Here is a 26,263-nt window from a genome sequence, read left to right on the forward strand (position 1 = left end):
TAATTGATTAACTAAGTCAGCATTACCCAGCCTGGAATCGCGATTTTTTTGATTTCAGAGTAAATGATGGCAGAATTCTGAGGAGTTCTGCCATTTCTATAGAGATCACTATTCGATGGAGACTGAATGTATTGGGGGCATCCTTGGCCAATGATGTATTGGCCAATAGTTGTTGTTCAGACGAAATGTTTTTCAGACGACAGTTGTGATGAGGATGTTGACAAAGGCGATTGACCAGCATGGATAATCCGAAATTGGATCCTAGTCAGAAACCATGAATTTGCATGACTGCTATCGAGTGCTGGAGTTAAAACCAGGGGCTTCCTATGAAGATATCAAGGGAGCCTATCGTCGTTTAGCGCGTCAATTGCATCCTGATACTGGGTTAGAACAAGATTTAACGCGAAAGACTCGCTTTATCCAAGTCACAGCAGCCTACAAGTATCTCCTAGCTCACGCAAAACTTGACCCTGCCCAGCCCGACCCGCTTCCCCTCTCTCCAGACGTGCAGTTGAAGCAGGATGCCTATCAACGACTGCAAGCGTTATTTAAAGCCCAAAAGTTTCCCAACGCGATCGCACTGGTGGAAGGACTGGCCCAGCGGTTGCCTCAGGATCAGGAAATTCGGCAGTGGCAGGCGCTGACCTACCACCAGTGGGGGAATCGGCTGATTGCGCAACGGCAATGGGAACAAGGCCAACGCTACCTACAGAAGGCCCTGCGCACCGATCCCCACAATCGATCGTTACAAGCTGCAATTTATCGCGACCTCGACCAGTTGGAAAAGCTACGCTCCAATCCCGCCCGATCTCCTGAACAAGTCCAGCACCCTAAACCTCAGTCTTTTGCCCAACGCCCCCCTTCTCAACTGGGTTGAAAGGGACATCCTCCAGATATTTGTGCCATGCAGGGCACGATTTATCGAAAATATTTCGTTTTAAAAAGTAATCAAACTTAATGATTGGGCTTTTTGTTGGGGTTATGTCCTGCTTTGCCCAGAGAACCCATTTGGGATCTTGGTTCTAATTCCTTCTGGGAACTCATTTCTAAGGTATCTCCTCGAATCATGTTAAGAGCTTTGGGAAGTTAAGGTTCTCGCCATAGATTTCAAATAGGCTCTATATCCCGCTTGGTTGATTATGGGCTCGATCGCAGAACTCAGTTAATACAGATCGACCAGCATAAGTCAATTAATATAAGTCAATTACTAACATTAATGATTTCTATCCATTGACCTAAGACTTTACTCCAAAGCGCTCTCGTCGCGTCTTACAACCCTCATAGCGATAGAAAGGTGCTGACGGTTGCCTAAAAACTTTGGTATAATGTTTATACATAAGAGTGCTAAAAATCATAGTTTTGAAAGAATCATAAAAAAGCTTGCTCCTTACCGCGATCGTGGGGCTTTTCAGTACCGGGGTGCTCCTGTTGCTGGTTGGTCAACGGTGGGAAGGTATGTGGTTTTTGACGGTATGGCGTCCCACTCACAGTGCGAGGTTGATTGTGTTCTCGATGTTGCCTCGTTTGGCTGAACGGAATTGGATGACTCTTAGTTTCCCCTCAACCTTGTATCTTGTTCCAGTCCTAGACCTGCTTTTAGATCATGTCCCCCATGTCTGGCAGCCAGAAGTTCGCCTAGGCTTACAGGAAGCGTTGGTAAACGCCGCAAAACATGGCAACCAACTTGATCCGGATAAGACAATTCAAGTTTACTTTTCTGCTAGCTCTGAGCGTTGTGAATGGGTAATTTGTGACCAAGGCTGTGGCTTTACGCCGCCCTGTTCCCGCTGTGAGGTCTACGACGAAGACCTCTGTGATGATCAGGAGTGTGGACGAGGATTATTTATATTGCATCAGATTTTTGACCAAGTCCAGTGGAACTCTCAAGGCACAGAGTTGCGTCTTTCTAAACAGCTCCGAGAAGGTCGGCGCAACCCTATTTTTTCTTAGCTGACGTTTTAGCATGATGTGCTTGCTATCTGCTGCCTGAGGAAGGAGTCCTAAATGAATCTTCCGAAGCCGCCCTCAACAGGTTCTACTAATCATCATCGTTCTGAATCTCCTATCCACTGGGCTCCACTACACGGACAATGCTCTATTTCTAAATCAGTATCCTGGGCCAGACTGGTTTACGCCAAGCGGCGTTCTGGCTACTGTAATTGGGATGACTCCAATTGGACTATTGGGTTACTGGCTGCTATACATCAGACGCTTATTCTGGCTAGCATTCTTATTTTTAGGAATATATTCAATTACCAGTGTATCGAGTCCGGGGCACTACCTTTTTCCAAGGGTTGCACCCATGTCCTTCAAAATGCACAGTCTAATTTGGCTGGATGGAGTTGCGGGACTCGCGTTAATTGGTTTCTTACTATGGTCAATTGCGGTAGAGCAAGAGTGGCGTGGTACTGAGAGAGTTGAGCCCAGGGAGTAGTCCGTTTTTGCGATGCTCTCGATCGTCTCTCAGGACGCTGTCCGTTCTGGTCATGGCAATGGGTATTCTGGACTAGTTGCTGACTCTATTCAATGGGATGGCAACCTAGTAACCCTCACCCTATGTTCGGATACCCTGACTTGAGTCCGTAGGTTCAAATCTTGGCAAACTGGGCTATCTTAGCGTAGGTCACCTTTGGAATCTTTTTGGAATCCGTAATCGATGCGTCAACATTCCCCCCTTATGAAGTCTCAATCTATTAACCGTGCACCCGTTTCCCGTCGTGCTGTAGCTATGCGGCAACCTGCTTGGATTAATACCCGGCAGTTAGATTTGGTACTCTTGGCGGGGTGTTCCTGTTTGTTGACGCTAATGGTGCAGCCCATGGCCACCGCGATGACAGGTTCTAGCTCACCCCATCCGTCGTTGATGGCCTACCCCACCCAGGTTAACGGGTTATCTTGTATTGTGGCTTACCATGCGAAGCAAGTTCAGCAAGCTGATTTCTTTAAACTGCAAAAGTAAACTTAAGCTTCAGAAGTAGGACTAGCTTGCATCACACTGGCTTGAAGCTTGCGATCGCCATGACTCGGGCAGGGGGGCGCGGAGATAGATTTATCCAACCAACCCACGGCCTGTTGCAATCGGGGTAAAGCCTCTTCTGACTGCTGTTTGAGCAGATACACCAAGGCGACGGCAGCTTGTTCCTGGGCACGGGCCGATCGATTGCCCTTGAGACGATGCCAATCCCGTTCCCGAATCGCGAGGCGATCGGCGAGGGCTTGAGCCAGCTCTAAGGAACTCAACGCGCTTAGATCAATCGGTTGTGACGCGATCGGGGTAGTCGAGTGGGAGAGATCAGCAGTAGTGGTTTGGTCAGTCATGGTGAAATCCTCAGAAGCCACAGGGTTTGCATGAACTTTTGCATGAACTATTCTCCAGCCTAACGCAGACCCTGACCTAACCACCAAAACCACTTGTTCTCCCTAGCTACCCTAAAAATTTTAATTACACAGGCTTTGCTGTAAGAGGTGCTATGTCATCGTTGCCCCCATCTTCTTCGGATATTTCCCTAAATCCTGAGGGCGATCGGCCTGCGGGAGAGATGGCTTCTAAGGCGATTCATTCTGGGGGCGTAGGGACTCAAGGTATAGCGACTCAAGGTGGGGAGGCAGAGTTGGATCTTGGGCAGGAATTGCAGGCGATCGAAGCTTCCCTCCAGGCACTTAAAACCCGTTACCACGAAGTCCAAGCTGCTCAATACCAAAAAGCAGAGCTTGGGGAACAGCGCGATCGCTTAGATCCTCAAGCCCCCACCTTCAAAGCAGAACTAGAGGCGATCGATCGGCAATTAGGCGAATTGGAATTCACCCTAGAAAGTCGTTTATTTTCCTGGTCAGGGGTGCGGGAGTATTTCTGGCAGGCGGTGCGGTTTGGCGGTTTGGGGCTAGTGATTGGCTGGACTTTGGCCTATGGGGTGCTGAAACAGCCAAACCCGAATCCGACTACACCCTTGGAACGGCAGGAAATTTTGAAATAGCCGTGCCAAATCCCAGCTAAAAATTAAAAGTGCGAGAATGGAAGGCAAGTGAATATTTAAAAGTGATTGTTCCAGCATCCAAATGTTCAATCACGGTTGAATATTCAACAAGCGTGTTCAATAACAGTGTTCAACAAGTTTGCCTTTGCCATGACTAAACGGATTGCTGAAATTATTCGCAACGGCCAACCGGATCAACGGGTCACGATTCAAGGTTGGGTACGGACTAAACGGGAACAGAAAACCTTCACGTTCCTAGAAGTCAATGATGGCTCCTCCATGGCAGGGCTGCAAGCGGTGGTTAACGCCGAGCTACCGGACTACGAAGCGACGATGAAACGGATCAATACGGGCGCGTCGGTGGCGATCGTGGGGGTCTTGGTTCCCTCCCAAGGCAAAGGGCAACGGATCGAAATTCAAGCAGAATCCGTCACGGTCTATGGCGACGCTGACCCGGAAACCTATCCCCTGCAAAAGAAACGCCATTCCTTTGAATTCCTACGGGACATCGGGCATCTGCGATCGCGCACCAATACCCTCGGAGCGGTGTTTCGGGTGCGGAATGCCTGCGCGACGGCCATCCATCAGTTTTTCCAAGAACGGGGCTTCCTGTGGGTGCATACGCCGATTCTGACGGCGAGTGACTGCGAAGGGGCGGGGGAAATGTTTACCGTCACCCGCTTCAACTTGGACAACCTACCGCTGCAAAACGGCAAAGTGGACTACAGCCAGGATTTCTTTGGCAAGCCGACCTATCTCACCGTTAGCGGGCAGTTGGAAGCGGAAATTATGGCCATGGCCTTTTCCGATGTCTACACCTTTGGCCCCACCTTCCGTGCCGAGAATTCCAACACCTCCCGGCACTTGGCGGAATTCTGGATGGTGGAACCGGAAATGGCGTTCTGTGACCTGCAAGGGGATATGGAACTGGCCGAGGCATTTCTCAAACACATCTTCCAGTATGTGATGAACCATTGTCAGGAGGATATGGAGTTCTTTAACCAGCGGATTGACAATAGCGTTCTTGCAACGGCGGAGAATATTATCAACAACGAGTTTGCGCGGGTGACCTACACCGAAGCGATCGAATTGCTGGAAAAGGCCGATCGATCGTTTGAATATCCCGTTAGTTGGGGCTTGGATCTGCAATCGGAACACGAACGGTACTTGGCCGAAGAGTTGTTTAAAAAGCCCGTGATCGTGACGAACTATCCCACGGAAATTAAGGCGTTTTACATGCGCTTGGATGAAGGGGAAAAGACGGTATCTGCGATGGATATCCTGGCTCCAAAAATTGGGGAAATTATTGGCGGTTCCCAACGGGAAGAGCGGCTGGAGGTGTTGGAGCGGCGGATTGTAGCCCAGGGCTTAGATCCGGCGACCTATTGGTGGTACCTCGATCTGCGGCGGTTTGGCACAGTGCCCCACGCAGGGTTTGGCTTGGGGTTTGAGCGGTTGGTACAGTTCATGACGGGGATGCAAAACATTCGCGATGTCATTCCCTTCCCACGCACCCCCTTAAGTGTTGAGTTTTAGGTGGATTGCTAATACCCAATCAACTTTTGATTGCAACACAGATCCGATCCCCCTAAATCCCCCTTAAAAAGGGGGACTTTGAAAGAATTTGCCTGAATCCCCCCTTTTGAAGGGGGTAGGGGGGATCGAATGTATCGCATTAATCAATTAATTTAGTATGAGCCTATTGACTTGCAAGCTCGATCGGGTGTGATGAGAGTGACAGACACAGAGCCACACGCCGATCGCCACTTGCCGCTATCATGGGCAGATAGCAATTTTTGTAATGTGAAATTCTATCTGTCCCAATGACTGCATCCATTCCCACCCTCGCCAGCCAATACGAATCCAAAACCACCGAAGCCAAATGGCAAGCCTTTTGGGAGGAACATGCAGTCTTTCAGGCCGATCCGTCCCAACCGGGAGAAATGTACTCCGTGGTGATTCCGCCGCCTAACGTGACGGGAAGCCTGCACATGGGCCACGCCTTCAATACCGCTTTGATCGACACGATCGTGCGCTACCAGCGGATGTTGGGCAAAAATACCCTCTGCCTGCCGGGGACTGACCACGCCAGCATTGCCGTACAAACCATTTTAGAAAAGCAACTGAAAGCCGAAGGCAAAACGCGGGATGACCTGGGTCGTGAAGCATTCCTAGCCCGTGCCTGGGAGTGGAAGGCGGAATCCGGTGGCACCATCACTAACCAAATGCGGCGGCTGGGTTTTTCCGTGGATTGGTCGCGGGAGCGCTTCACCCTGGATGAGGGACTGTCAAAGGCCGTGTTGGAAGCCTTTGTCAAACTCTACCAAGAGGGCTTGATCTATCGCGGTAATTACCTGGTCAACTGGTGCCCCGCCAGCCAATCCGCTGTGTCGGATTTGGAAGTGGAAAACCAGGAAGTTAACGGCAATCTCTGGCATTTCCGCTATCCCCTCACCGAAAGCGATGGTTACATCGAAGTGGCCACCACCCGCCCCGAAACCATGCTGGGCGATACTGCTGTGGCCGTTAACTCCAACGACGATCGCTACAAACACCTCATCGGCCAAACGGTACTACTGCCGCTGCAACTGCGGGAAATTCCCATCATTGCCGATGAGTACGTGGATGCGAGCTTTGGTACCGGCTGCGTCAAGATCACCCCGGCCCACGACCCCAACGACTTTGAGATGGGCAAGCGCCACAACCTACCGTTCATCAACGTCATGAACAAAGACGGCACGATGAATGAAAATGCGGGGGCCTTCCAAGGAATCGATCGCTTTGAAGCGCGTAAGCAAGTCGTGGAAGCCATGGATCGGGAAGGCTGCCTGGTCAAGGTGGAAGATTACAAAACCACGATTCCCTACAGCGATCGCGGCAAGGTGCCCGTGGAGCCGATGATTTCGACCCAGTGGTTTGTCAAGATCGATCCGCTGGCGCAGACGGCGTTGAAAGCGTTGGATGAGCAAAACTCACCGGAGTTTGTCCCCGATCGTTGGAAAAAGGTCTACCGCGACTGGCTGACGAACCTGCGCGATTGGTGCATTTCCCGCCAACTGTGGTGGGGCCACCAAATTCCCGCCTGGTATGCCGTCAGCGAAACCGGCGGCGTGATTACCGACAGTACGCCCTTCTTTGTTGCCCATAGTGAAGCCGATGCTCGCCAGCAGGCGATCGAGCAATTTGGAGAAGGGGTGCAGTTGGAACAGGATCCGGATGTCTTAGATACCTGGTTCTCCTCGGGGCTGTGGCCGTTTTCCACCCTGGGTTGGCCTAATCCGGAAGCCGAAGATTTGCAGCGCTACTATCCCACCAGCACCCTTGTCACGGGCTTTGACATCATCTTTTTCTGGGTGGCCCGGATGACCCTGATGGCAGGGCATTTCACTGGACAGATGCCGTTTAAGCATGTTTACATCCATGGCCTGGTGCGGGACGAAAAGGGCCAGAAGATGTCCAAGTCGAAAAATAATGGCATTGATCCACTGGTGCTGATTGAGAAATACGGCACCGATGCGCTGCGTTACACCTTAATTAAGGAGGTGACCGGGGCTGGCCAGGACATTCGTCTGGAATACGATCGCAAAAAGGATGAGTCGCCCTCGGTGGAAGCCTCCCGCAACTTCACCAACAAGCTGTGGAATGCTTCGCGCTTTGTGCTGATGAACCTGGATGGGCAAACGCCGGAGCAATTGGGTGCACCGGATCCCAACAGTTTGGAATTGAGCGATCGCTGGATTCTCTCCCGCTACAACCAAGTCACCCAAGAAGTGCGGCACCATCTTGATAATTTTGGTTTAGGGGAAGGGGCCAAACTGCTCTATGAATTTTTCTGGGGCGATTTCTGTGACTGGTACATCGAACTGGTCAAGTCCCGTCTCCAGGGAGACAAGAATGATTCCCGTACCGTCGCCCAGCAAACCCTAGCGTTGGTGCTGGAGGGGACGATCAAGCTACTCCATCCCTTCATGCCCCACATCACTGAGGAAATTTGGCACACCGTTGTCCAGAAAGACCCGGCAACAGGGATCAGCCTCGCGTTGCAAGCCTATCCCAGCGTTGACGCGACTTTGATTGATGGGGATTTGGAAGCGCAGTTTGAGTTAATCATTGGGGCGATTCGCACGGTGCGGAACCTACGGGCCGAGGCAGGGATCAAGCCCGGTGAAAAGATTGAAGCCATCCTGCAATCGGAAAGCGATCGGGAACGGAAAATCCTCATCGCTAGCCAGAAATACATCCGCGACTTGGCTAAGGTGAAGCAACTCACGATCGTGGATCCCCAGTCGGCACCGGCGATCGTTCCTGCGGCGGAAGCCCCGAACACGACTCCAGTCCCAGCGATGGCACCGCCAGTCTCGCAGGCTTCTACAGCTGCCCCCACCGCCCAAACCCTGCGGATCACCAACCGCAAGCCCTGGAGCGAAAAGACCTGGCAGGAAAAACTGGAAATCCGAGATGCCGTGTCCACGGTGACTGACTTCTTAGGTCAGCACCGTAAGTTTGCATTGACGATCGGTTCCTTTGGCTTGCTTTATTTCATCCTCAGCGTCACCCTAGCGTCCCTGAGGACGGTGTATCAGGTGCCCTTTCTGTCCAATCTTCTAGAAGTCCTGGGTCTTGTCTATGCTGTGCTCTATACCAAGGACAACCTGCTGACCCGCGCCGATCGCCAACGCACCTTTGGCAAACTACGCCAGCTTAAGGATGATGTGTTGGGCAATGGCTTACTGTTACCCCAATCGGCTGTCGTGGAGACCGCCCCCGCAGCCCTAGCCCCAGACGTTGCTCCGAAGGCTGCCCCCGTGACTGAAGCTGCGGATCCTGCACCGAAATCCGCCGAGCTATCCAACGATCGGCAAATGTTCGCGGGCGTTGTGGGTACGGTACAGGTTCTGATCCCCTTGGCGGGGCTGGTCGATATTGCCGCCCTCACTGCCAAGCTAGACAAAGACCTCAAAAAAGTTGAGGCCGAAATTCAGTCCCTCTCTGGTCGTTTGCAGAATCCCAAGTTTGTGGATAAAGCCCCGATCGAGGTGGTTCAAGGGGCAAAAGATGCCCTCGCAGAGGCGGAGAAGCAAGCAGAACTCCTCAAGGAACGCTTAGCGCTGCTTTAAAGTTCACGCTGTCTGAACGCTAACCTGCGCTAACCTGTGAGGTTATTTCAGTCGCGATCGGTGAGAGTTGCCTGGAAATGTGATCCGGCGCAACCTTCACCGATCGACGGTTGAGTTCATCTTTTTATTTGGCTGGAAGGCTTACTTGTCTCTTCTTGCGGATGACTGAGGTACCATTGCACTGAGTTCTTAGATTGTGTTCGTTCATCCTTATCTAAAAGCTAGCCATGCTGTACCTTGCTCAAGTGGCCATTAGAGACTTGCCAGAGGAGACCTCTGGATTTCAGTTACTTGCTGTGCAGGAGTCAGAAGACGCTTGGGCGGTATTATCTGGCGAAACCTTACTTTCCAGTGGCCAAGCAGAAAAGTTTTCGCCTAATCTACTGGTCTTGGTGGAAACGTCTGGGAATAAGGACATTCTGCGGATTTACGACGCTAAGACCTGGATTCTAGAGATTGTCCAGCGCTACTTGACCTGTGGGATCACTCCTGAGTTTATTATCCAAGAGCGAGAACGGGCGGAACAGTGGCGGCAATCTCTAACCTTGCAAAGCCAAGAACTCGATCGACGAGCCCTAGAGCTAGAAGCGCGACGGGAACAAATACAAGCTTTGGAAGAAGAATTAAAGCGGGAAAAACGTCGTTTAGAAGCTGGGCAGGGTGATTTTTCTGATTCAACCTCTGAAAATGCTGGCTAGGACTGGCGTTTGGTGATTGATTGACCCTCGGAATTGCAACCCTGACTGCTCTTCCAGTGGCGTTGAAAAGGGTATTGAAGATGACATAACGTGCTTCAACACAAAAATCAACGATCGATCATTACAAAAATTGATCCCTGAAAGTATCCCAAACCCCTTGCAAACGATCTCACACCGTTTGAAACTATTGGTGGGAGTTGATAGGCAAGTTTTAGAGGTTTCGCGTGAAAAAAGTTTTAGGGATCATTCTAGGTGGCGGTGCTGGAACGCGGTTATACCCCCTGACCAAGCAGCGTGCGAAGCCTGCCGTGCCTTTGGCAGGTAAGTATCGGTTGATTGACATCCCCGTTAGTAACTGCATCAACTCAGACATCTACAAGATTTACGTCCTGACGCAATTCAACTCCGCTTCACTAAACCGTCACATTTCGCGGACTTACAATGGGTCGGGTTTGGGAGCCAGTGAGGCATTTGTTGAGGTGCTCGCTGCCAACCAAACTCCGGAAAACCCCAACTGGTTCCAAGGTACAGCAGATGCAGTCCGGCAATACCTCTGGCTGTTCCAGGAGTGGGATGTGGATGAGTATGTGATTCTTTCGGGGGATCATCTCTACCGCATGGACTATCGGGAGTTTGTCCAGCGCCACCGCGAAACCGGGGCCGATATCACCCTCTCGGTGGTTCCCATGGATGAACGCCGTGCTCCGGAATTCGGCTTGATGAAGATTGATGATTCTGGTCGGGTGATCGATTTTTCGGAAAAGCCCAAGGGCGATGCCCTCAAGTCTATGGCTGTCGATACCACCGTGCTAGGTCTGAGTGCAGAAGAGGCTAAAGATTCGCCTTATATTGCATCCATGGGGATCTATGTCTTCAAGCGGGATGTGCTGATCAAGCTGCTGCGACAAAATCCAGAGTTTACCGACTTCGGGAAGGAAATTATTCCGAACGCTGCCAAAGATCACAATATCCAAGCCTTCCTGTTTAACGACTATTGGGAAGACATTGGAACGATCGAAGCCTTCTACAACTCCAACCTGGCACTCACTCAACAACCCCGTCCGCCCTTCAGCTTCTACGACGAAAACGCGCCAATTTACACCCGCCAGCGTTATTTGCCGCCCAGCAAATTTTTGGATACCCATGTCACGGAATCCATTATCGGGGAAGGCTGTATTTTGAAGAACTGCCGGATCCATCACTCGGTAGTGGGGGTTCGATCGCGGATTGAAGAAGGATGCATTATTGAGGACACGATGATCATGGGGGCTGACTACTACCAGTCCTTTAGCGAGCAGTCCCAGGATTGCCACAGTGACTACATCCCCGTCGGCATTGGCAAAGATACGATCGTGCGTCGCGCCATTTTGGACAAAAACGTTCATATCGGCTGCAATGTCCAGATTGTCAATAAAGATCAGGTGGAGGAAGCGAACCGGGAAAACCTTGGCTTCTACATCCGCAGTGGCATTGTCGTCGTGCTGAAAAATGCCATCATTCCCGATGGCACGATTATCTAATTGGTCGATCGCTCCTCTAGTGAGTTGAGTCGATCGATGGATTGGGACGATCTCCCCAGCATTCTAAGCAGCCCACTAATGCAGCGACCGGTATTGCTGCTCTTGGTGGGGTTGCCTGGAAGTGGCAAATCCACGATCGCGCAACAATTGTTACAACAAACTCCCTGCGCTCGGGTTATCTCCACTGATGGGATCCGGGCGCAACTTTTTGGAGACGCAAGTATTCAAGGTCCTTGGCTCAAGATTTGGCTAGAAATCCGTCAGCAGTTTTTGCAAGCCACAGCGGATATCCAGTCAGGCCAAGGGGCTTTCGCAATTTTTGACGCCACAAATGCAGTGCGAAAACAGCGCCGAGCCGCGATCGTCTTAGCGCGCAAATGCGGATTTACGACGGTGGTAGGACTGTGGGTCGAGCTTCCCCTGCAAGTTTGTTTAGAGCGGAATCAAGCTCGATCACGCCAAGTGCCAGAGGCGGTGATTGAACGCATGGCCCGCCGACTCTATGGCGCACCCCCTCAGGTCGAAGATGGGTTCGATCGGCTCCTAGTCTGGAATGCCCCCCTACAGCAAGTAACCGTTACTGGGGTCGGACTGGTCAGGGAATAGAGATTTCTCTAACTATTTGGGTTCAACCATTTAGGAAATTCAGGGTGCTTGTTGTCCTTAGCAGGTCGTTTTAGACTGGGAAAAGCGCAGCCGAATCTTCAAAAGGTAGGCTGCGAGGTTCCATGGGAAATTAACGGTATCCAGTTCAACCATCGTGACTTCAGAGCAACATGAGTTCGTTCTAGAATCCTTCCAGCGAGGGAAACAGTTCTTTGAACGGGGAGACTATCGCGCTTCCATCCAAGCTTTGGAAAAAGCCCGATCGTTGTGCGATCAGGGAACGGCCTTGCAGGGCAATGTGCAAATTTGGCTGATTACTGCCTATGAAGCCGCAGGAGAGCGATCGCAGGCGTTGGAGCTATGTCAGTTGGTAAAGCAGCACCCGGACTATGAAACCCGCAAACAGGCCAAACGGTTGCTCTATATTCTGGAAGCCCCCAAATTACGCATGAAGGCCGAATGGCTGACGGAAATTCCCGATTTGGCCACGATCGACGGCAATGATGAGCGGAATTGGAGTTCCTCTAAGTTGGTGCCAACAACACCGAAACCCCCCGCCGAAACCCCCGGTTATCAAATCCCTGAACCTACGGATCCCAGTCAGGTTGAGATGGGTGACGAGCGATCGTTGTGGTGGGCTTTGGGGGCTGCTCTAGTAGTGGTCTGTAGTTTGGTGTGGCTAGGAGTGCAGTGATTGCATGACTAGGGCAGGTAGCCGAGGGCTGGGGAGGGGAATCGAGGCATGGGTTTGAGGGGTGATTGAGGGGTTGGGTTAGAGTCGTTGGATGGGTTAGGTTAGCTTTAATTGAGGGAAACGGCGGAGGCTTCGTTCTCCTGCTAACCTATTCCCTATAGATACCCATTGAATCACTGCCCGTTGGATAGTCATGGTTTTGCAAATGTCTCGTTTAAAAGCGGCGATCGCCATCCTGTTCCGCCCTCTTCGGATCCTAGGGACCCTTTGTTTAGTCTGTTTATGTTTGACGGGCTGTGTAGACTATCAACTGGGCATTGCCTTTGACAGCCCTAACCAGGGAACGGTCACGCAAAAAATTCATCTAGAGGGGCTAGGAACCGCTGCTGCACAATCCTGGCTCAGCCAACTGGAAGTACAAACCCGCCAAGTTCGAGGCCAAATCAAGCGTCTGTCACGCCAAGATGTCGAGATTGCGATTCCGTTTAGTAGTGCTAAGGACTTAGAGCAAAAATTCAATCAGTTTTTTACACCTTCGGCGAACACTCAAGCCACAGACAGCGCGACGCTACCGGAAATTATTTCTAATTTGCAAGTGAAGCAGAGTAATTTGCTGTTGTTTGAGCGCGATCGCTTAGCCTTTGATGTAGATTTAACGGCCTTAAGTCTGCCAGAGACAGATAGCGATACATTGTTGAACCCTGCAGAGATTTTTGATCTATCCCTAGGGGTTACAGGGCCGTGGGGTGCGGGTGGTCAACGCTCAACGCCAATTTCTAAGGGTGTTAACGATAGCAGCAAAGATGGCAAAAAAGGTGCAACCTGGCAATTGCAACCGGGCAAAAAGAATCACATTGAAGCGGTGGTATGGATGCCCATGCCTTTGGGTTGGGGCACTGTGCTGATTGCTGGATTGGTTGCAGGTGGACTGTACTATCGCAAACGTCAAGTGGGTTCGTGAACTTACTGGATTGCTAATTAAGAGAAAAATCCACTATGGCCAGCCCTTCCCGTGATTTACAGCGTTTGTTGTTTCTAGGATTGCTAGTCCCGATCGGGGCGTTAAATGTATTCATTTTGGGATGGCTGGTCAATTATTTCCGCCACCTCGTGACGCTAGTTACCATCTCAGCAATCTTGGCCTTTTTGCTGGACTATCCAGTGCGTTTTTTTGAAAGGGTTCGTGTGCGACGCATCCCCGCTGTGCTGATTGTGTTGCTGATTACAGTGGCCATTTTATCGATCGTGGGGCTGACGCTGATTCCGATCGTGGTTAGCCAGATGAGTCAACTCTTCAAAAATATTCCAGATTGGCTAAATGCGAGTCGCCACAATGTTGAAATGCTCGATCTATGGGCGAAAAGTCGCAACTTACCCCTAGATCTAGAAGGCTTTAGTCTGCGTTTGAGTAGCCAGATTGAAAATCAGTTAAGGGACTTAGCACCACAAGCCTTGGGAATTGCCCTAGGAACGGTATCTGGTTTTGTTGATACCATTTTAGTGATTGTCCTTGCTTCCTATATGTTGCTGTATGGGGAACAGCTGTGGGCCGGACTGATGAACCTTCTGCCTCCCAAATTTGCCATTCCCTTTAGTTCCTCACTGCGGCTTAATTTCCATAATTTTTTTCTCAGTCAGGTCGCTCTAGCTTTGTTTATGGTGGTGACCCTGATTCCGATTTTTTTTGGATTACAAGTCCCTTTTGCACTTCTGTTTGCTTTACTAATTGGCGTTGCAGAGCTCATTCCATTTATTGGTGCAGCCCTGGGAATTGGTCTAGTAAGCTTACTAGTTCTATTTCAGGATTTCTGGATGGCTGTCTGGGTGGCGGTTTTAGCAACAATTTTGCAGCAAATTCGTGATAATCTACTGGCTCCTAAAATCATGGGAGATTTTACTGGGTTAAATCCTATTTGGATTATTATTTCTTTATTAATTGGCTTGCAAGTGGGGGGATTACTCGGTGTCTTCATTGCAGTCCCGATCGCAGGAACCATTAAGTGCACGATCGATACATTACTGAGTTTGAAAACTCCTGCCATCATTGTTGATAGTCTTCAATCCACAGGAGGGGTAGGTCAGGATCTCACTTCGATGGATGAACTCTAAGCATGGGTGCCCCAAATTCTACCTAAATCAGACGAAATGGGTGGTCTATTGATAGGATAGACGAAGCTTTTTGATGAATATTGCCATAGCCCATGGGGTTAGGACAGTGCTATCAAATTGATTCACTGATGCGATAGGTTCGATTCCTCCCCTCCCCTTAATCAGGGATTTAGCAGAATCGAGCGGTTTGCCAGCAAAAATATGATTGTCCTAATAATTTTCGCTATAGCTATAAAACTTCGTCTACAACTTTGACTCAAACTCAGTTCAGAGTAAAGCTATTACAGTGCATTTTAAATTGAAGCTTAAACACCCGTTAAACCTCGTGTACTTGCGCGATCGTGACTTTACGAACCTCTCGAACCACCCGGCGGAATTTCCTGCTTTCCACTGCTGCTAGCCTGTTACCCTTAGCTTTTCGGAGTCCGGCTCGTGCAACTCTTAATCCCATGTTGAACCGTGGTACAAGACCCCCCTATCTGGGAACAACGTTTAGCCAGTTACAATGCAGCTACATGGGGTTAGAAGTGCGTAAAGCATTTCAAGCAATTTGCAGTCTCGGGCTCGATCGTATTCGCCTCTGTGCCTACTGGAACGAAATTCAACCCCAGGAAAATCAGCTTAACTTTTCCCAACTCGATTGGTTTTTAGAACAATGCCATGATCACAAAATCGATGTGGTGTTAGCAGTTGGGATGAAAGTTCCAAGGTGGCCAGAGTTTCACTTCCCGCAATGGGTTAGCGATCGCTATGAAACGGGTGCAGGAAATCAACCACTAGACAAACGCAGCCCCGCAGTTGCAGAACTTGCCCTCAAGTTTGTGAATGAGGTAGTTAACCACTGTCGCTATGCTCCTGCTATCAAATACTGGCAAGTAGAAAACGAACCCTTTACCCAGTTGGAAATCGCAGGTGGTCGTTTCCTCAGTCCAGAATTTGTGAGTCGAGAAGTGGCCATGGTGCGATCGCGCCTTTGGGGCCAGCAACGGATTGTACTCACGAATGCGATTCATCTCCCCAGTCCGAAGCTTGAAGAAGATGAACCTGCATTTCTCAACAGCTTAGTCACCAGTGAAGCGATCGGGTTCAATGTCTATACCAAAGTTCCAGCGGGAAATTCCGGTGCATACTTAGAACCGACTCCGGAGTTTTGGCAACAGTTACAACAATGGCAAAATCGTATTCAAGCTTCCAATCGCGAAGCCTGGGTAGCAGAGGCGCAAGCAGAACCCTGGGAACCGCAGAAATTGGTTGCAATGGATAAGCCCCACTATCCTAGTGCAACGCCGCCGCGTATGCGATCGTTGGTGCATACCTTGGCCACCATGAATTACAATACCGTTCTCCTGTGGGGCTGTGAATATTGGTATTGGCAACGGATGAATAATCGCAATCTTTGGTGGTGGACAGTTCAGCAAATGCTGCAAGCCCCGAAAGCTTGAGTCGATCGGAAACCACGCTGCCCCATAGCCTACTTGTGTAAAATCCCTACATAAAACTCTGCATAAAAACAGAGTACGCCAAAGACGGAGTACTCTGTTTTAACCGAGTTTTAACCGACAAATTTGAGAAGACTGAGTGGGAATCCACTACTTCCCAGATAGCGCGGGGACTTTTTCCTCAGCACTATCTACAGAACTATCCACAGAATCAGAAACTGCTTGTAAATCAGTCCCGGTAATAATCCGCGCCCCACGACTGCGGGTGAAATAGTTCCAAGCCCACTGGGTCATCACAACAATCTTGTTATCGACTTCAATGAGGTAGTAAATGTGAACCACGACCCAGGCTAACCAAGCAAAGAAGCCAGAGAACTTGATGAAGCCCATGTCCACGACAGCTTCGTTGTCGCCAATGACGGCCATGCTACCCAGATCGGTGTACGTGAACGCAGGTAAGGTTGCGCCTTTTGCCTGGGCTTGCAGCAGATCGGAAACGTATTCCCCTTCCTGCATCGCTACTGCTGCTACACCCGGTAAGGGTTTATCTCCTTGATGGGAAAAATTAGCTAAGTCCCCAATCACATAGATATTGGGCTGAGAGGCGAGGCTCAGATCCGGCTGTACCATCACCCGACCCACCCGATCGAGGGTGGCTCCGGCCCGCTCTTCCAAGACCTTGCCGATCGGAGATGCTTTCACTCCAGCAGCCCACAGCACCGTTTTCGCGGGAATTGTCTTAGAGGCTTCGCCTTGCAGAACCGTAACCGCACCTTCTTCAATATTGGTGACGCGGGTGCTGACTTGAACCTTGACGCCCAACCGTTCCAACGCAATCTGAGCTTTCTGAGACAGTTCCGGTGGGTAGGGTGGCAATACCCGATCGAGCCCTTCCAGCAAAATCACTTGGGTTTCCGTCGGATCGATGTGATGGAAATCATCCTTCATCGTTTTAAAGGCGAGATCGGCGATCGCCCCAGCTAACTCGACCCCCGCAGGTCCCGCACCCACAATCACAAAGGTCAGCCAAGCTCGCCGCAAGGCGGGATCAGTTTCCTTCTCCGCTGCTTCAAAGGCAGAAAAGATGCGCCGCCGCATTTCGATCGCGTCTTCGATCGTTTTCAAACCCGGTGCCACATCCTTCCATTGGTCATTGCCAAAGTAGTGGTGGCTGGCCCCAGTTGCCACAATGAGCTTGTCGTACTCGATTTCTTGGCTCTTCAAAATCACCTTTTGGGCCACGGGGTCAATGTCGATCGCCTCATCCATCAACACCCGCACGTTTTTGTGCTTACTGACGATCGCCCGCAGCGGCGAAGAAATATCTGCCGGAGACAGCGTCCCCGTTGCAACTTGATAGAGCAGCGGCTGGAACAGGTGGAAGTTCCGCTTATCAATGAGGGTGACTTCAAATTGGGTACTGCCCAGCGCCTTTGCGGTGTAGAGTCCCCCAAAGCCACCGCCAATAATCACTACACGCTGCCGAGCCGGAGTGTCTGTCATGTTGACCTTCGCTGATGTAACTGTGAAACAGGAGGAGGAAACGGGCTATTGAGCTTAATTGATAATGTTACCTATTGTAATAATCAAGATATATTTCTTTATCAACTTCTCTTGAACTTTATTTTCCAGGATAGCGATCGCACCCGATCGAGCGGAATGTCCGAAACGTAGGAACTAAGAGACCTGTCTGCGCTGATGGGGGCTGAGAATAATCGATCTGTAGTGGTAGGCAACTCCCTGCTACCGGTCTGATGGGAACTAGATTCTGATTAGAAATAGCTATACCATCGATAAGATTTACAAAAAGCACAATCAAGCACAGAACGATCGAGTTTCCCATCAGCCCCTCACTTCATTTCTAGTCATCTTCTTAGCCTCGATTCCACTCCAAAATGGTGAGTAGCCATGGGTGCAAAAAAAAGAATGCATGGGTGCAAAGAAAACGCAAAAGAGCTTAAAAAGAGAGAAAGACGGGCAAGCCTCCTAGATCACTGGTCACCTACTCTTTAAAAGATTGCCCGCTTCAATGTCGCGATCGCTACCGTCGGATGGGTGTCCCACAGGGATAGGTTGCAATGGGTTTCTCAGCCCCCTTAGCTGAGGATTTTTCAGTAACTTGTTCAGCAACTTTTGGCCCCTCAGCAACTTTCTCTAGCGGCAAGATGCTGGCGGATTGGGACTCTATGGTTGCCTTTGCTGCAGTCTTTGCTGCAGTCTTGGCTGCCTGGTAGTCTCGGCGCAGTTCCGCCATCATAGCTTCACGACTATCGTACAGTCGTTTCAGAGGCCGGGGCGCACTTTGGTTAAGGGTGTAAGCCGTCAAAATGGGTAGGGCGATCGTGCTGTCGGTGTAGCAGACGATCGCACTGGGTAACTCTTCGGGATCAACCTTGCCCCAACTGACTGCTTCGCTGGGCGTTGCCCCGGAAAGCCCACCTGTATCAGGACGGGCATCGGTAATCTGGATAAAGAAATCGTGGCCCCGCTCTTCTAGTCCGAGGACTTCATGTAACTGAGGTTGGGTTTGCAGGAGAAAGTTTTTGGGACTGCCGCCGCCCAGGATAATGGCTGCACTCTTACCCACTTCCCCCGTCTCCGTTTGTCTAGCGGCATAGGCGATCGCAGCGGTTTCATTCACGTCAATCATGGGATCAATGAACAACCCATTACCATCCAAAGCCACCGCTGCCACATTCATACCGATGGAACTGTCCCCCGGCGAAGAGGTATAGATAGGTACGCCACATTCATAGGCTGTAGACAGGAGCGATGGCTGTTGAACCCCCACCTGCTGCTCAATCTCGTAGACATACTTCCCTAAAAGGTAGTGAAATTCCGCTGTGCCCATGCGTTTCTGGAACGGTTCTGCCTGGAGAATTCGACGTAAAAATGCATCGGTGCTGAGCAGTACATCATAGTCAAACACAATGTCATAAATGCGAATCCGACCTTCTTGTCGGAGTTTCACATCATCCACAAAGGGATTGCTGGCATAGAGGGCTAAGCCGAGGCCATAGTGCATGTCATGGTACAGATTAGCTCCTGTGCTGATAATCCAATCAATAAACCCTGCCCGCATCAACGGCGCGATCGCAGATACTCCAAATCCTGCTGGCGTCAACGCACCCGACAAACTCAGCCCAACAGTTACTCCCGGCTGAAACACTTGGCGAGCTAATAACTGACAGGTTTCCCGGAGCCGCGCTGAGTTATAGGCGGTGAAATACTGATCAACCAGATCCACAACATTGATGCTTTCCGGCATGGGCATCGGGGTGATCTTTTGACTATAAAACTTTGACATGAGTGCACTCCAGACAGTAAAAAAGCATTTCGCTCAATGAGCATTTCATTTGAGCGTTCCATCCAAAAAAGCTCAACACAACGGACGTAGAGTATTTCCAGTCTTCCCTGATCCGGCATCTGTCCGTACAGGAGGCCGGATCAGGAGAATGGGATTGAGTTGTGATGCAATAGTCGAAATACAAGGTAAATGCCCAGAAATTGATGTCAGAGCAAAAAAAAGGTCTCTAACTTGTTCAATTTTGAAACCTGGCAAATTTGCTGGCTCGTACAACTTAGTGGTTAGATTGAATCTGTTGCCCGATCGGGATCAGTTCCTATGCCAGCCGGCTCAGTTCATACGTGCTATCTAGAAAGTGCTCAAAACTGGGTTAACCATGACTGGCTCAGCAATCAGTTGTTTGATTGCAATGCACTTTGAGATCAAGCAATGCACTTTGAGATCAAAACAATGCAGATCTGGAGAGCACCAGAAATTAGTTGTTGAGTGAGTTTTGTAGTTTGGTTAATAGATTTTGCACTGAAGAAATCTGGCACTGATAAATCTGGCACTGTTCAATCTGACACTGATAAACTTTCCACAGACCTCTTCCGGGGAATACGCGGACTCCGTTATTCCTTAAGCAAAAGTGGTCTAAGGCAGAAATCAGACTGCCCAGGGTCAAGTGTATGGGCGTCAAACTTGTGAGTATGCCACTGACAAGCATGCCACTGACAAGCGTGAAACTAAAACATAAAATCTGACTAAGAACTGATGCGGTCAACCGTGAAGCGATAGTCGAACGAATCAGCCCATACTCGGTGGTTCACACCGATCAACCCAGGACAGTGCAGGATCAGTTTTGCGTTTTTCCTTGAGGTTCACATCAAGGTACCACAAGGGTCGCCAAGGGTAGTCAATCAGTGGATAGTGCGACAACTTGGTATCTGCCCCTCTTGCTTGTAAATCACTTGGGTTGATCCTACCATCGCCTCCTAAGAATATGCATCGCGGAAAATCAGGATGTGCCTAAAAGACTGGGTGATTTTAATGCTCTCGTTGGCAAGGGAAACGGTGCCGGAATATCAGCTCGGCCACTGACCAGAAGTAGGCCACTGACCAATGACGGTTTTCCGATCCTGTCATGTTTAGCACTCTTGGTCATGGAGTGCTAAAGTCAATTACGGAACTCTGGAAGGCATACACTATGGCAAAGATCGTAGTTTTTGATGAAGCTTCACGTCAGGCGCTGGAACGCGGTGTGAATGCGCTGGCCGATGCAGTGAAAGTCACGTTAGGGCCAAGAGGACGCAATGTACTCCTGGAGAAAAAGTATGGTGCCCCTCAAATTGTTAACGACGGCATCAGTATTGCGAAAGAAATCGAACTAGAAGATCCCCTCGAAAATACTGGCGCTTCACTCATTCGGGAAGTAGCTTCTAAAACCAACGATCTAGCCGGTGACGGAACCACCACTGCAACGGTTCTGGCTCAAGCAATGATCCGGGAAGGCATGAAAAATGTGGCTGCTGGTTCCAACCCGATCGCGCTGAAGCGGGGGATGGAAAAAGCGGTGGCTGCGCTAGTTGAGGAAATCCAAGCCGTCGCTAAGCCGGTTACGGGTAATGCGATCGCCCAAGTTGCAACCATTTCCGCAGGCAACGACGAAGAAATTGGTGGGATGATTGCCCAAGCCATGGACAAGGTGGGCAAAGATGGCGTCATCACCGTTGAAGAGTCCAAGTCCCTCGATACCGACATGGATGTGGTCGAAGGGATGCAGATCGATCGGGGTTATCTATCTCCCTACTTTGTGACCGATGTTGAGCGGTTGTTGGCTGAGTTTGAAAACATGGCCATTCTGCTGACGGACAAGAAAATCAGTTCTGTTCAAGAGTTGGTTCCCATTCTGGAGAAGGTGGCACGGGCGGGACAACCCTTGCTGATTATTGCGGAAGACATTGAAGGGGAAGCCCTGACGACTTTGGTGGTCAACCGCCTGCGGGGTGTTCTGAATGTTGCGGCTATTAAAGCTCCAGGCTTTGGGGAACGCCGCAAGTCCATGCTGCAAGACATCGCTGTGCTCACCGATGGTCAGGTGATTTCAGAAGATATGGGCTTGAGCTTGGATGCTGCCACCCTTGATATGCTGGGTAAGGCTCGTAAAGTCAGCATTACCAAGGATTCAACCACGATCGTTTCTGCGGCTGAGAATGCAGCTAATATCCAAAAGCGGGTTGAGCAACTGCGCCGCGAGTTGGATGCATCGGATTCCGAATACGACAAAGAAAAGCTGTCGGAACGGATTGCGAAGCTAGCTGGTGGTGTGGCGGTGATCAAAGTCGGTGCAGCAACTGAAACCGAACTGAAGGATCGCAAGCTGCGGATTGAAGATGCTTTAAATGCAACCAAAGCTGCGGTTGCGGAGGGAACTGTTCCCGGTGGTGGCGTTACCCTGTTGCACCTAGCTTCTAAGCTGGATGCGGTCAAAGCAGGTTTATCCAATCCTGAAGAGAAAATCGGTGTAGATATTATTGCCCGATCGCTGGAAGCCCCCCTGAAGCAAATTGCTGATAACTCTGGGGTTGAAGGTTCCGTTGTGGTTGAAAAAGTCCGTGCTATGGACTTCAACATGGGCTACAACGCTATGACGGATTCCTATGAAGACTTGGTGGCTTCTGGGGTGATCGATCCTGCGAAGGTAGTGCGGTCTGCGTTACAAGATGCGGCTTCGATCGCCTCCATGGTGCTGACTACCGAAGCTCTCGTGGTCGAAAAACCTGAACCTAAATCTGCTGCAGCGCCTGATATGGGTGGCATGGGCGGTATGGGTGGCATGGGCGGTATGGGTGGCATGGGCGGTATGGGGATGATGTAGTCCCTTTTAGCGTTGCCGCTTGAGTCCCTGGTAACCCGTTTGTATAGCAAAAGCGCGATCGCTCTCTGATTCGAGGAAGCGATCGCGCTTTTGGTTATTTGTCGTATTATCGACGAATTTGTAGAGGCTTTTGTATGAGCACCTAGAGAGTCCCATTAGAAATGGGGGACTCTAGGTGGTATGGGCTACCGTAGGGATGAGCACGTATCCTGGGCCGAACTGCCGATCTCAATGCGTGCGCCATGGGCAGTTAATTCGGAATTACCGTGATTCAACCGCACGGGCAATTCGTTCCAAAAGAACCAATTGAGGGTCAGGTGCAGCAGCAGCCTCTGCCAAAGCCTTTTGCCGTTGCAGTTTTTTCTTCGCCCCTTCCAGGACGCGAATTAGGATGAAAATGGACAATGCAATAACCAGGAAACTCAAGACTGCTGCTAGAAACTTACCGTAAAGAATGCCATTGTAGGACAGTGCCTCTAGGTTTTTGGCGTTGATTGCGGTCAAGGCAGGACTCAAAATTGCTGGCGTAATGATATCTTCAACTAGTGAAGTAATGATTTTGCCAAATGCGCCCCCAATCACCACTGCAACTGCTAGGTCTACAACGTTTCCCTGCATGAGAAACGCCTTAAAGTCTTCCCAAAAGCTAGACCGTGCCATAGAAACTTTGCCTTCCTAAAATCGAAAATCTGTTATGGGCGTATTATAGGGGGTGTTACAGTTCCTTGAATATCCAGCTTCAGGACATTTTTTGTCTTTTTTGTAGAGAAAAGCTGATTTTTGGTCACTATCTGTAACTCCACCAATCGCTCTCCAAGGGAGCAAGAATTTCCCACAACCCTTGGAAGACAAGGCTTAGAGGGCAGTATCCAGAGAATCTCCTCCCAAAACCAGTCATTTTTCTTCAATGCGTAACAATCTCCATATTTTTTACGCTTTCAGAGATATCGCCACAGCCAAGATTGTTAAGACAATCAGATTTTTACTTGCCAACCGTTCGATCCCCCTAAATGCCTACGCTTTAGTGAAGCCATGCTGATAGGCTGTATGCGTCACTGCGCTAGAAAGAAGGGGAGCTCTTACAAAAATTTGGATCAGTGCCTCGTGTTGGAGGTGAGTTTCCACAAAGGTTCACTAGCGGCAAGGGAGAGCTAGCTAGGTGATGGGATGCGCCCGATCGAACCTAGTCCATCATGGACGAATGAATTGAAATGACGATCCTAAGTTGATGGGCTATGGCTACAACAAGTTAGAGCGTGACAACACGAGATGCCTCCTCCTCGTTCGATCCCCAAGTTGATCAACATATTTAAGATAGACAAAAAGCGGAGCTATTTAGTAGCTCCGCTTTTATAGTTCATCCACTTAAATTAAGTAAGTAGTTAGTCAAGTAACTCAAGGTCTGTCAGTTGAAAGACAAGAGCCTCTCTTTAGGAATCTGCGCCCTGGGGCAACAGTTCCCGATTATCTTGACCTTTCAAAACCTTCACTTGACCCGCCTCATCTACGTCAACAATCGCAGTATCTCCTTCTCGGATCCGTGCAGAAAGAATTTCTTCTGCCAAGGAATCTTCCAGAAGACGCATGATAGCCCGACGTAGTGGACGTGCTCCATAGCTGGGGTTATACCCTTCTTCAATCAGCCGATCCTTAAAGCGATCGGTGACTTCGAGGGTAATGCCCTGTTCAATAAGCCGCTTGAAGACTTCCTTGAGCAGAATTTCGGCAATTTCCTTCACTTCGTCCTTCGTTAATTGACGGAAGACAATGATTTCATCCAGACGGTTCAAGAACTCTGGACGGAAGTATTGCTTCAACTCTTCGTTCACCAGCGATCGCAGACGGTTGTACTGAGATTCGTTGGGATCTTCAGTGGAGAAGTCAAACCCGAGGGTGTTAGCACCTTTCTCAATCACCTTCGACCCAATGTTCGAAGTCATGATGATCAAGGTGTTTTTGAAGTCCACTGTGCGGCCTTTGGAATCGGTTAGACGACCATCTTCCAAGATTTGCAACAGCAGGTTGAAGACATCCGGGTGTGCTTTTTCGATTTCATCGAACAGCACTACGGTGTAAGGACGACGGCGCACCGCTTCGGTTAACTGGCCACCTTCGTTGTAGCCAACATACCCAGGAGGCGAACCCACCAATTTCGAGACCGTATGGCGCTCCATGTATTCCGACATATCCAGCCGGATCATGGCTTCCTCTGAACCGAAGAAGTAAGCAGCCAGCGCCTTGGTGAGCTCGGTTTTACCCACCCCGGTCGGCCCAGAGAAGATAAAGCTAGCAATGGGTCGGTTGGGGTTCTTGAGGCCCACTCGTGCCCGACGAATAGCGCGGGAAACGGCCTTCACTGCTTCGTCTTGACCAATCAGACGAGTATGCAGCGTCTCTTCCATATGAAGGAGCTTTTCGGACTCGGTTTCCGTGAGCTTGTTCACGGGAACGCCTGTCCAAGAGGCCACAATTTGAGCAATGTCCTCTTCGGTTACAACGGGTTGGGGGGCTGTATCCGTAGCGGCTTCATTTTTACGGGTTTGGCTGAGGGCTTTTAGTTGCTCCCGCACTTCCATTTCTCGATCGCGCAGTTGTCCTGCTTTATCGAAATCTTGGGTGCGAACGGCATCATCCTTTTCCTTCAGGACTTGACGTAGTTCTTCATCCAACTCCTTCTCAGCGGGAGTGCGCTGATACTTCAGCAACCGCACCCGAGAACCCGCTTCGTCGATCAAGTCGATCGCTTTATCGGGCAGGAATCGATCGGAAATATAACGGTCGGCCAACTTAGCAGCCGCATCCAGCGCCTCGTCGGAAATTTGCAGCTTGTGGTGCTGCTCGTACCGTTCCCGCAAACCGCGCAGAATTTCGATTGTCTCGTCAACGGTGGGTTCACCCACCATCACAGGTTGGAAACGCCGCTCTAGGGCTGCGTCCCGTTCAATGTGCTTACGGTACTCATCCAAAGTGGTGGCACCAATACATTGCAACTCACCCCGAGCCAAGGCGGGCTTCAGGATATTGGCTGCATCGATCGCGCCTTCCGCAGCCCCCGCCCCAATTAGGGTGTGGACTTCGTCAATCACGAGAATCACATTCCCTGCGGAACGGATCTCGTCCATGATTTTTTTCAGGCGTTCTTCGAATTCACCGCGATATTTTGTCCCAGCTACAAGTAGACCCACGTCTAGCGTGACGACTCGTTTTTCTTCCAAAATATCAGGGACATCTTGGTTGGCAATTCGTTGGGCTAGGCCTTCCGCGATCGCGGTTTTACCTACACCAGGTTCACCGATGAGCACTGGATTATTTTTCGTTCGGCGACCCAAAATTTGAATCACCCGTTCGACTTCTTTCTGACGCCCGACAACGGGATCAAGTTTGCCGTCGGCAGCAAGCTGGGTTAGATTTACCCCAAACTCATCCAGGGTTGGGGTCTTTGTCCGACCACTTTGACCGCCCCCTGCGCCAACCTCTGCTGTTTCGCCCAGCATTCGGATCACTTGGGTTCGCACCTTAGAGAGATCGACGCCAAGGTTTTCTAATACTCTGGCGGCGACGCCCTCACCCTCCCGGATCAGCCCGAGGAGCAAGTGTTCCGTTCCGATATAGTTGTGTCCAAGTTGGCGAGCTTCCTCCAGGGAGAGTTCCAGAACTCGTTTAGCCCTTGGTGTGAATGGAATCTCAACTGCGACGAAGCCCGAGCCTCGCCCGATAATCTTTTCAACTTCGATGCGAGCATCCTTAAGGTTCACACCCATGGACTTGAGAACTTTGGCGGCAACGCCTGTTCCTTCGCCGATCAAACCCAAAAGGATTTGCTCGGTACCCACAAAGTTGTGACCCAAGCGGCGAGCCTCCTCTTGGGCAAGCATGATCACCTTAATGGCTTTTTCTGTGAAGCGTTCAAACATGGCGTTTTTCCATTACCTGCTGCGTGCC

Annotated in this window: 19 protein-coding genes; 14 read left to right on the forward strand and 5 right to left on the reverse strand. The window is 50.3% G+C overall.

Annotated elements, in window-relative coordinates:
* The first annotated feature begins 274 nt into the window (after positions 1–274).
* The 3 genes from ACN4EG_RS10440 to ACN4EG_RS10450 all read left to right on the forward strand — a co-directional run bounded on the left by ACN4EG_RS10440 (position 275) and on the right by ACN4EG_RS10450 (position 2,959).
* Positions 275–877 carry a J domain-containing protein gene (locus ACN4EG_RS10440; protein ID WP_431629340.1) on the forward strand — a complete coding sequence of 201 codons (603 nt, stop codon included), beginning with the start codon at positions 275–277 and terminating at the stop codon, positions 875–877.
* Positions 878–1,398: 521 nt separating this feature from the next.
* Positions 1,399–1,950, forward strand: coding sequence for an ATP-binding protein (locus ACN4EG_RS10445; RefSeq protein WP_431629341.1), 552 nt, complete (start codon positions 1,399–1,401; stop codon positions 1,948–1,950).
* A gap of 727 nt (positions 1,951–2,677) precedes the next feature.
* Positions 2,678–2,959, forward strand: coding sequence for a hypothetical protein (locus ACN4EG_RS10450; protein ID WP_431629342.1), 282 nt, complete (start codon positions 2,678–2,680; stop codon positions 2,957–2,959).
* A gap of 2 nt (positions 2,960–2,961) precedes the next feature.
* On the opposite strand, the gene ACN4EG_RS10455 is transcribed toward ACN4EG_RS10450, so the two are convergent.
* Positions 2,962–3,318: a DUF6439 family protein gene (locus tag ACN4EG_RS10455; RefSeq protein ID WP_431629344.1), complete on the reverse strand. Its 357-nt coding sequence runs from the start codon at positions 3,316–3,318 to the stop codon at positions 2,962–2,964.
* Between the two features lie 152 nt (positions 3,319–3,470).
* Here ACN4EG_RS10455 and ACN4EG_RS10460 point away from each other — a divergent pair, with 152 nt between their 5' ends.
* The 10 genes from ACN4EG_RS10460 (at position 3,471) to ACN4EG_RS10505 (ending at position 16,160) form a co-directional block, all read left to right on the forward strand.
* A complete protein-coding gene (locus tag ACN4EG_RS10460; RefSeq protein ID WP_431629345.1) occupies positions 3,471–3,974 on the forward strand; it encodes a sll0565 family protein in 504 nt (167 codons plus the stop codon).
* Positions 3,975–4,124: 150 nt separating this feature from the next.
* Positions 4,125–5,510, forward strand: coding sequence for an asparagine--tRNA ligase (gene asnS / locus ACN4EG_RS10465; protein WP_431629347.1), 1,386 nt, complete (start codon positions 4,125–4,127; stop codon positions 5,508–5,510).
* Positions 5,511–5,797: 287 nt separating this feature from the next.
* The gene (locus ACN4EG_RS10470) at positions 5,798–9,091 is read left to right on the forward strand and encodes a valine--tRNA ligase (RefSeq protein WP_431629348.1); all 3,294 of its coding nucleotides are present in this window, start codon (positions 5,798–5,800) and stop codon (positions 9,089–9,091) included.
* A 227-nt stretch (positions 9,092–9,318) separates the two neighbouring features.
* Positions 9,319–9,789 (forward strand): hypothetical protein, encoded by a 471-nt coding sequence (locus tag ACN4EG_RS10475; RefSeq protein WP_431629349.1) that lies wholly within the window; start codon positions 9,319–9,321, stop codon positions 9,787–9,789.
* Between the two features lie 224 nt (positions 9,790–10,013).
* Positions 10,014–11,309 (forward strand): glucose-1-phosphate adenylyltransferase, encoded by a 1,296-nt coding sequence (locus ACN4EG_RS10480; RefSeq protein WP_431629351.1) that lies wholly within the window; start codon positions 10,014–10,016, stop codon positions 11,307–11,309.
* A gap of 78 nt (positions 11,310–11,387) precedes the next feature.
* Positions 11,388–11,915: an AAA family ATPase gene (locus ACN4EG_RS10485; protein WP_431629352.1), complete on the forward strand. Its 528-nt coding sequence runs from the start codon at positions 11,388–11,390 to the stop codon at positions 11,913–11,915.
* Between the two features lie 154 nt (positions 11,916–12,069).
* Positions 12,070–12,609: a hypothetical protein gene (locus ACN4EG_RS10490; RefSeq protein ID WP_431629353.1), complete on the forward strand. Its 540-nt coding sequence runs from the start codon at positions 12,070–12,072 to the stop codon at positions 12,607–12,609.
* A 205-nt stretch (positions 12,610–12,814) separates the two neighbouring features.
* A complete protein-coding gene (locus ACN4EG_RS10495) occupies positions 12,815–13,570 on the forward strand; it encodes a DUF3153 domain-containing protein (RefSeq protein ID WP_431629354.1) in 756 nt (251 codons plus the stop codon).
* Positions 13,571–13,605: 35 nt separating this feature from the next.
* Positions 13,606–14,718 (forward strand): AI-2E family transporter, encoded by a 1,113-nt coding sequence (locus ACN4EG_RS10500; protein ID WP_431629355.1) that lies wholly within the window; start codon positions 13,606–13,608, stop codon positions 14,716–14,718.
* 341 nt (positions 14,719–15,059) lie between these two features.
* A complete protein-coding gene (locus tag ACN4EG_RS10505) occupies positions 15,060–16,160 on the forward strand; it encodes a beta-galactosidase (RefSeq protein WP_431629357.1) in 1,101 nt (366 codons plus the stop codon).
* A gap of 147 nt (positions 16,161–16,307) precedes the next feature.
* Here ACN4EG_RS10505 and ACN4EG_RS10510 read toward each other — a convergent pair whose 3' ends face one another.
* Both ACN4EG_RS10510 and ACN4EG_RS10515 read right to left on the reverse strand, forming a co-directional pair.
* Positions 16,308–17,660, reverse strand: coding sequence for an NAD(P)/FAD-dependent oxidoreductase (locus tag ACN4EG_RS10510; protein WP_431629359.1), 1,353 nt, complete (start codon positions 17,658–17,660; stop codon positions 16,308–16,310).
* Positions 17,661–18,198: 538 nt separating this feature from the next.
* Positions 18,199–19,464: a homospermidine biosynthesis protein gene (locus ACN4EG_RS10515; RefSeq protein WP_431629361.1), complete on the reverse strand. Its 1,266-nt coding sequence runs from the start codon at positions 19,462–19,464 to the stop codon at positions 18,199–18,201.
* Between the two features lie 1,186 nt (positions 19,465–20,650).
* Between ACN4EG_RS10515 and groL the strand changes: the two genes are divergently transcribed.
* Positions 20,651–22,321, forward strand: coding sequence for a chaperonin GroEL (groL, locus tag ACN4EG_RS10520; protein ID WP_431629363.1), 1,671 nt, complete (start codon positions 20,651–20,653; stop codon positions 22,319–22,321).
* 261 nt (positions 22,322–22,582) lie between these two features.
* Here the strand turns inward: groL and mscL are convergent, their stop codons facing one another.
* Complete coding sequence (mscL, locus tag ACN4EG_RS10525) at positions 22,583–22,981, reverse strand: large conductance mechanosensitive channel protein MscL (RefSeq protein ID WP_431629364.1); 399 nt, start codon at positions 22,979–22,981, stop codon at positions 22,583–22,585.
* Between the two features lie 770 nt (positions 22,982–23,751).
* Positions 23,752–26,235 carry an ATP-dependent Clp protease ATP-binding subunit gene (locus tag ACN4EG_RS10530; RefSeq protein WP_431629366.1) on the reverse strand — a complete coding sequence of 828 codons (2,484 nt, stop codon included), beginning with the start codon at positions 26,233–26,235 and terminating at the stop codon, positions 23,752–23,754.
* Positions 26,236–26,263: the final 28 nt, after the last annotated feature.

Origin of the sequence: Alkalinema pantanalense CENA528 (genome assembly GCF_050753345.1) — a bacterium.
Lineage (GTDB): Bacteria > Cyanobacteriota > Cyanobacteriia > Leptolyngbyales > Leptolyngbyaceae > Alkalinema > Alkalinema pantanalense.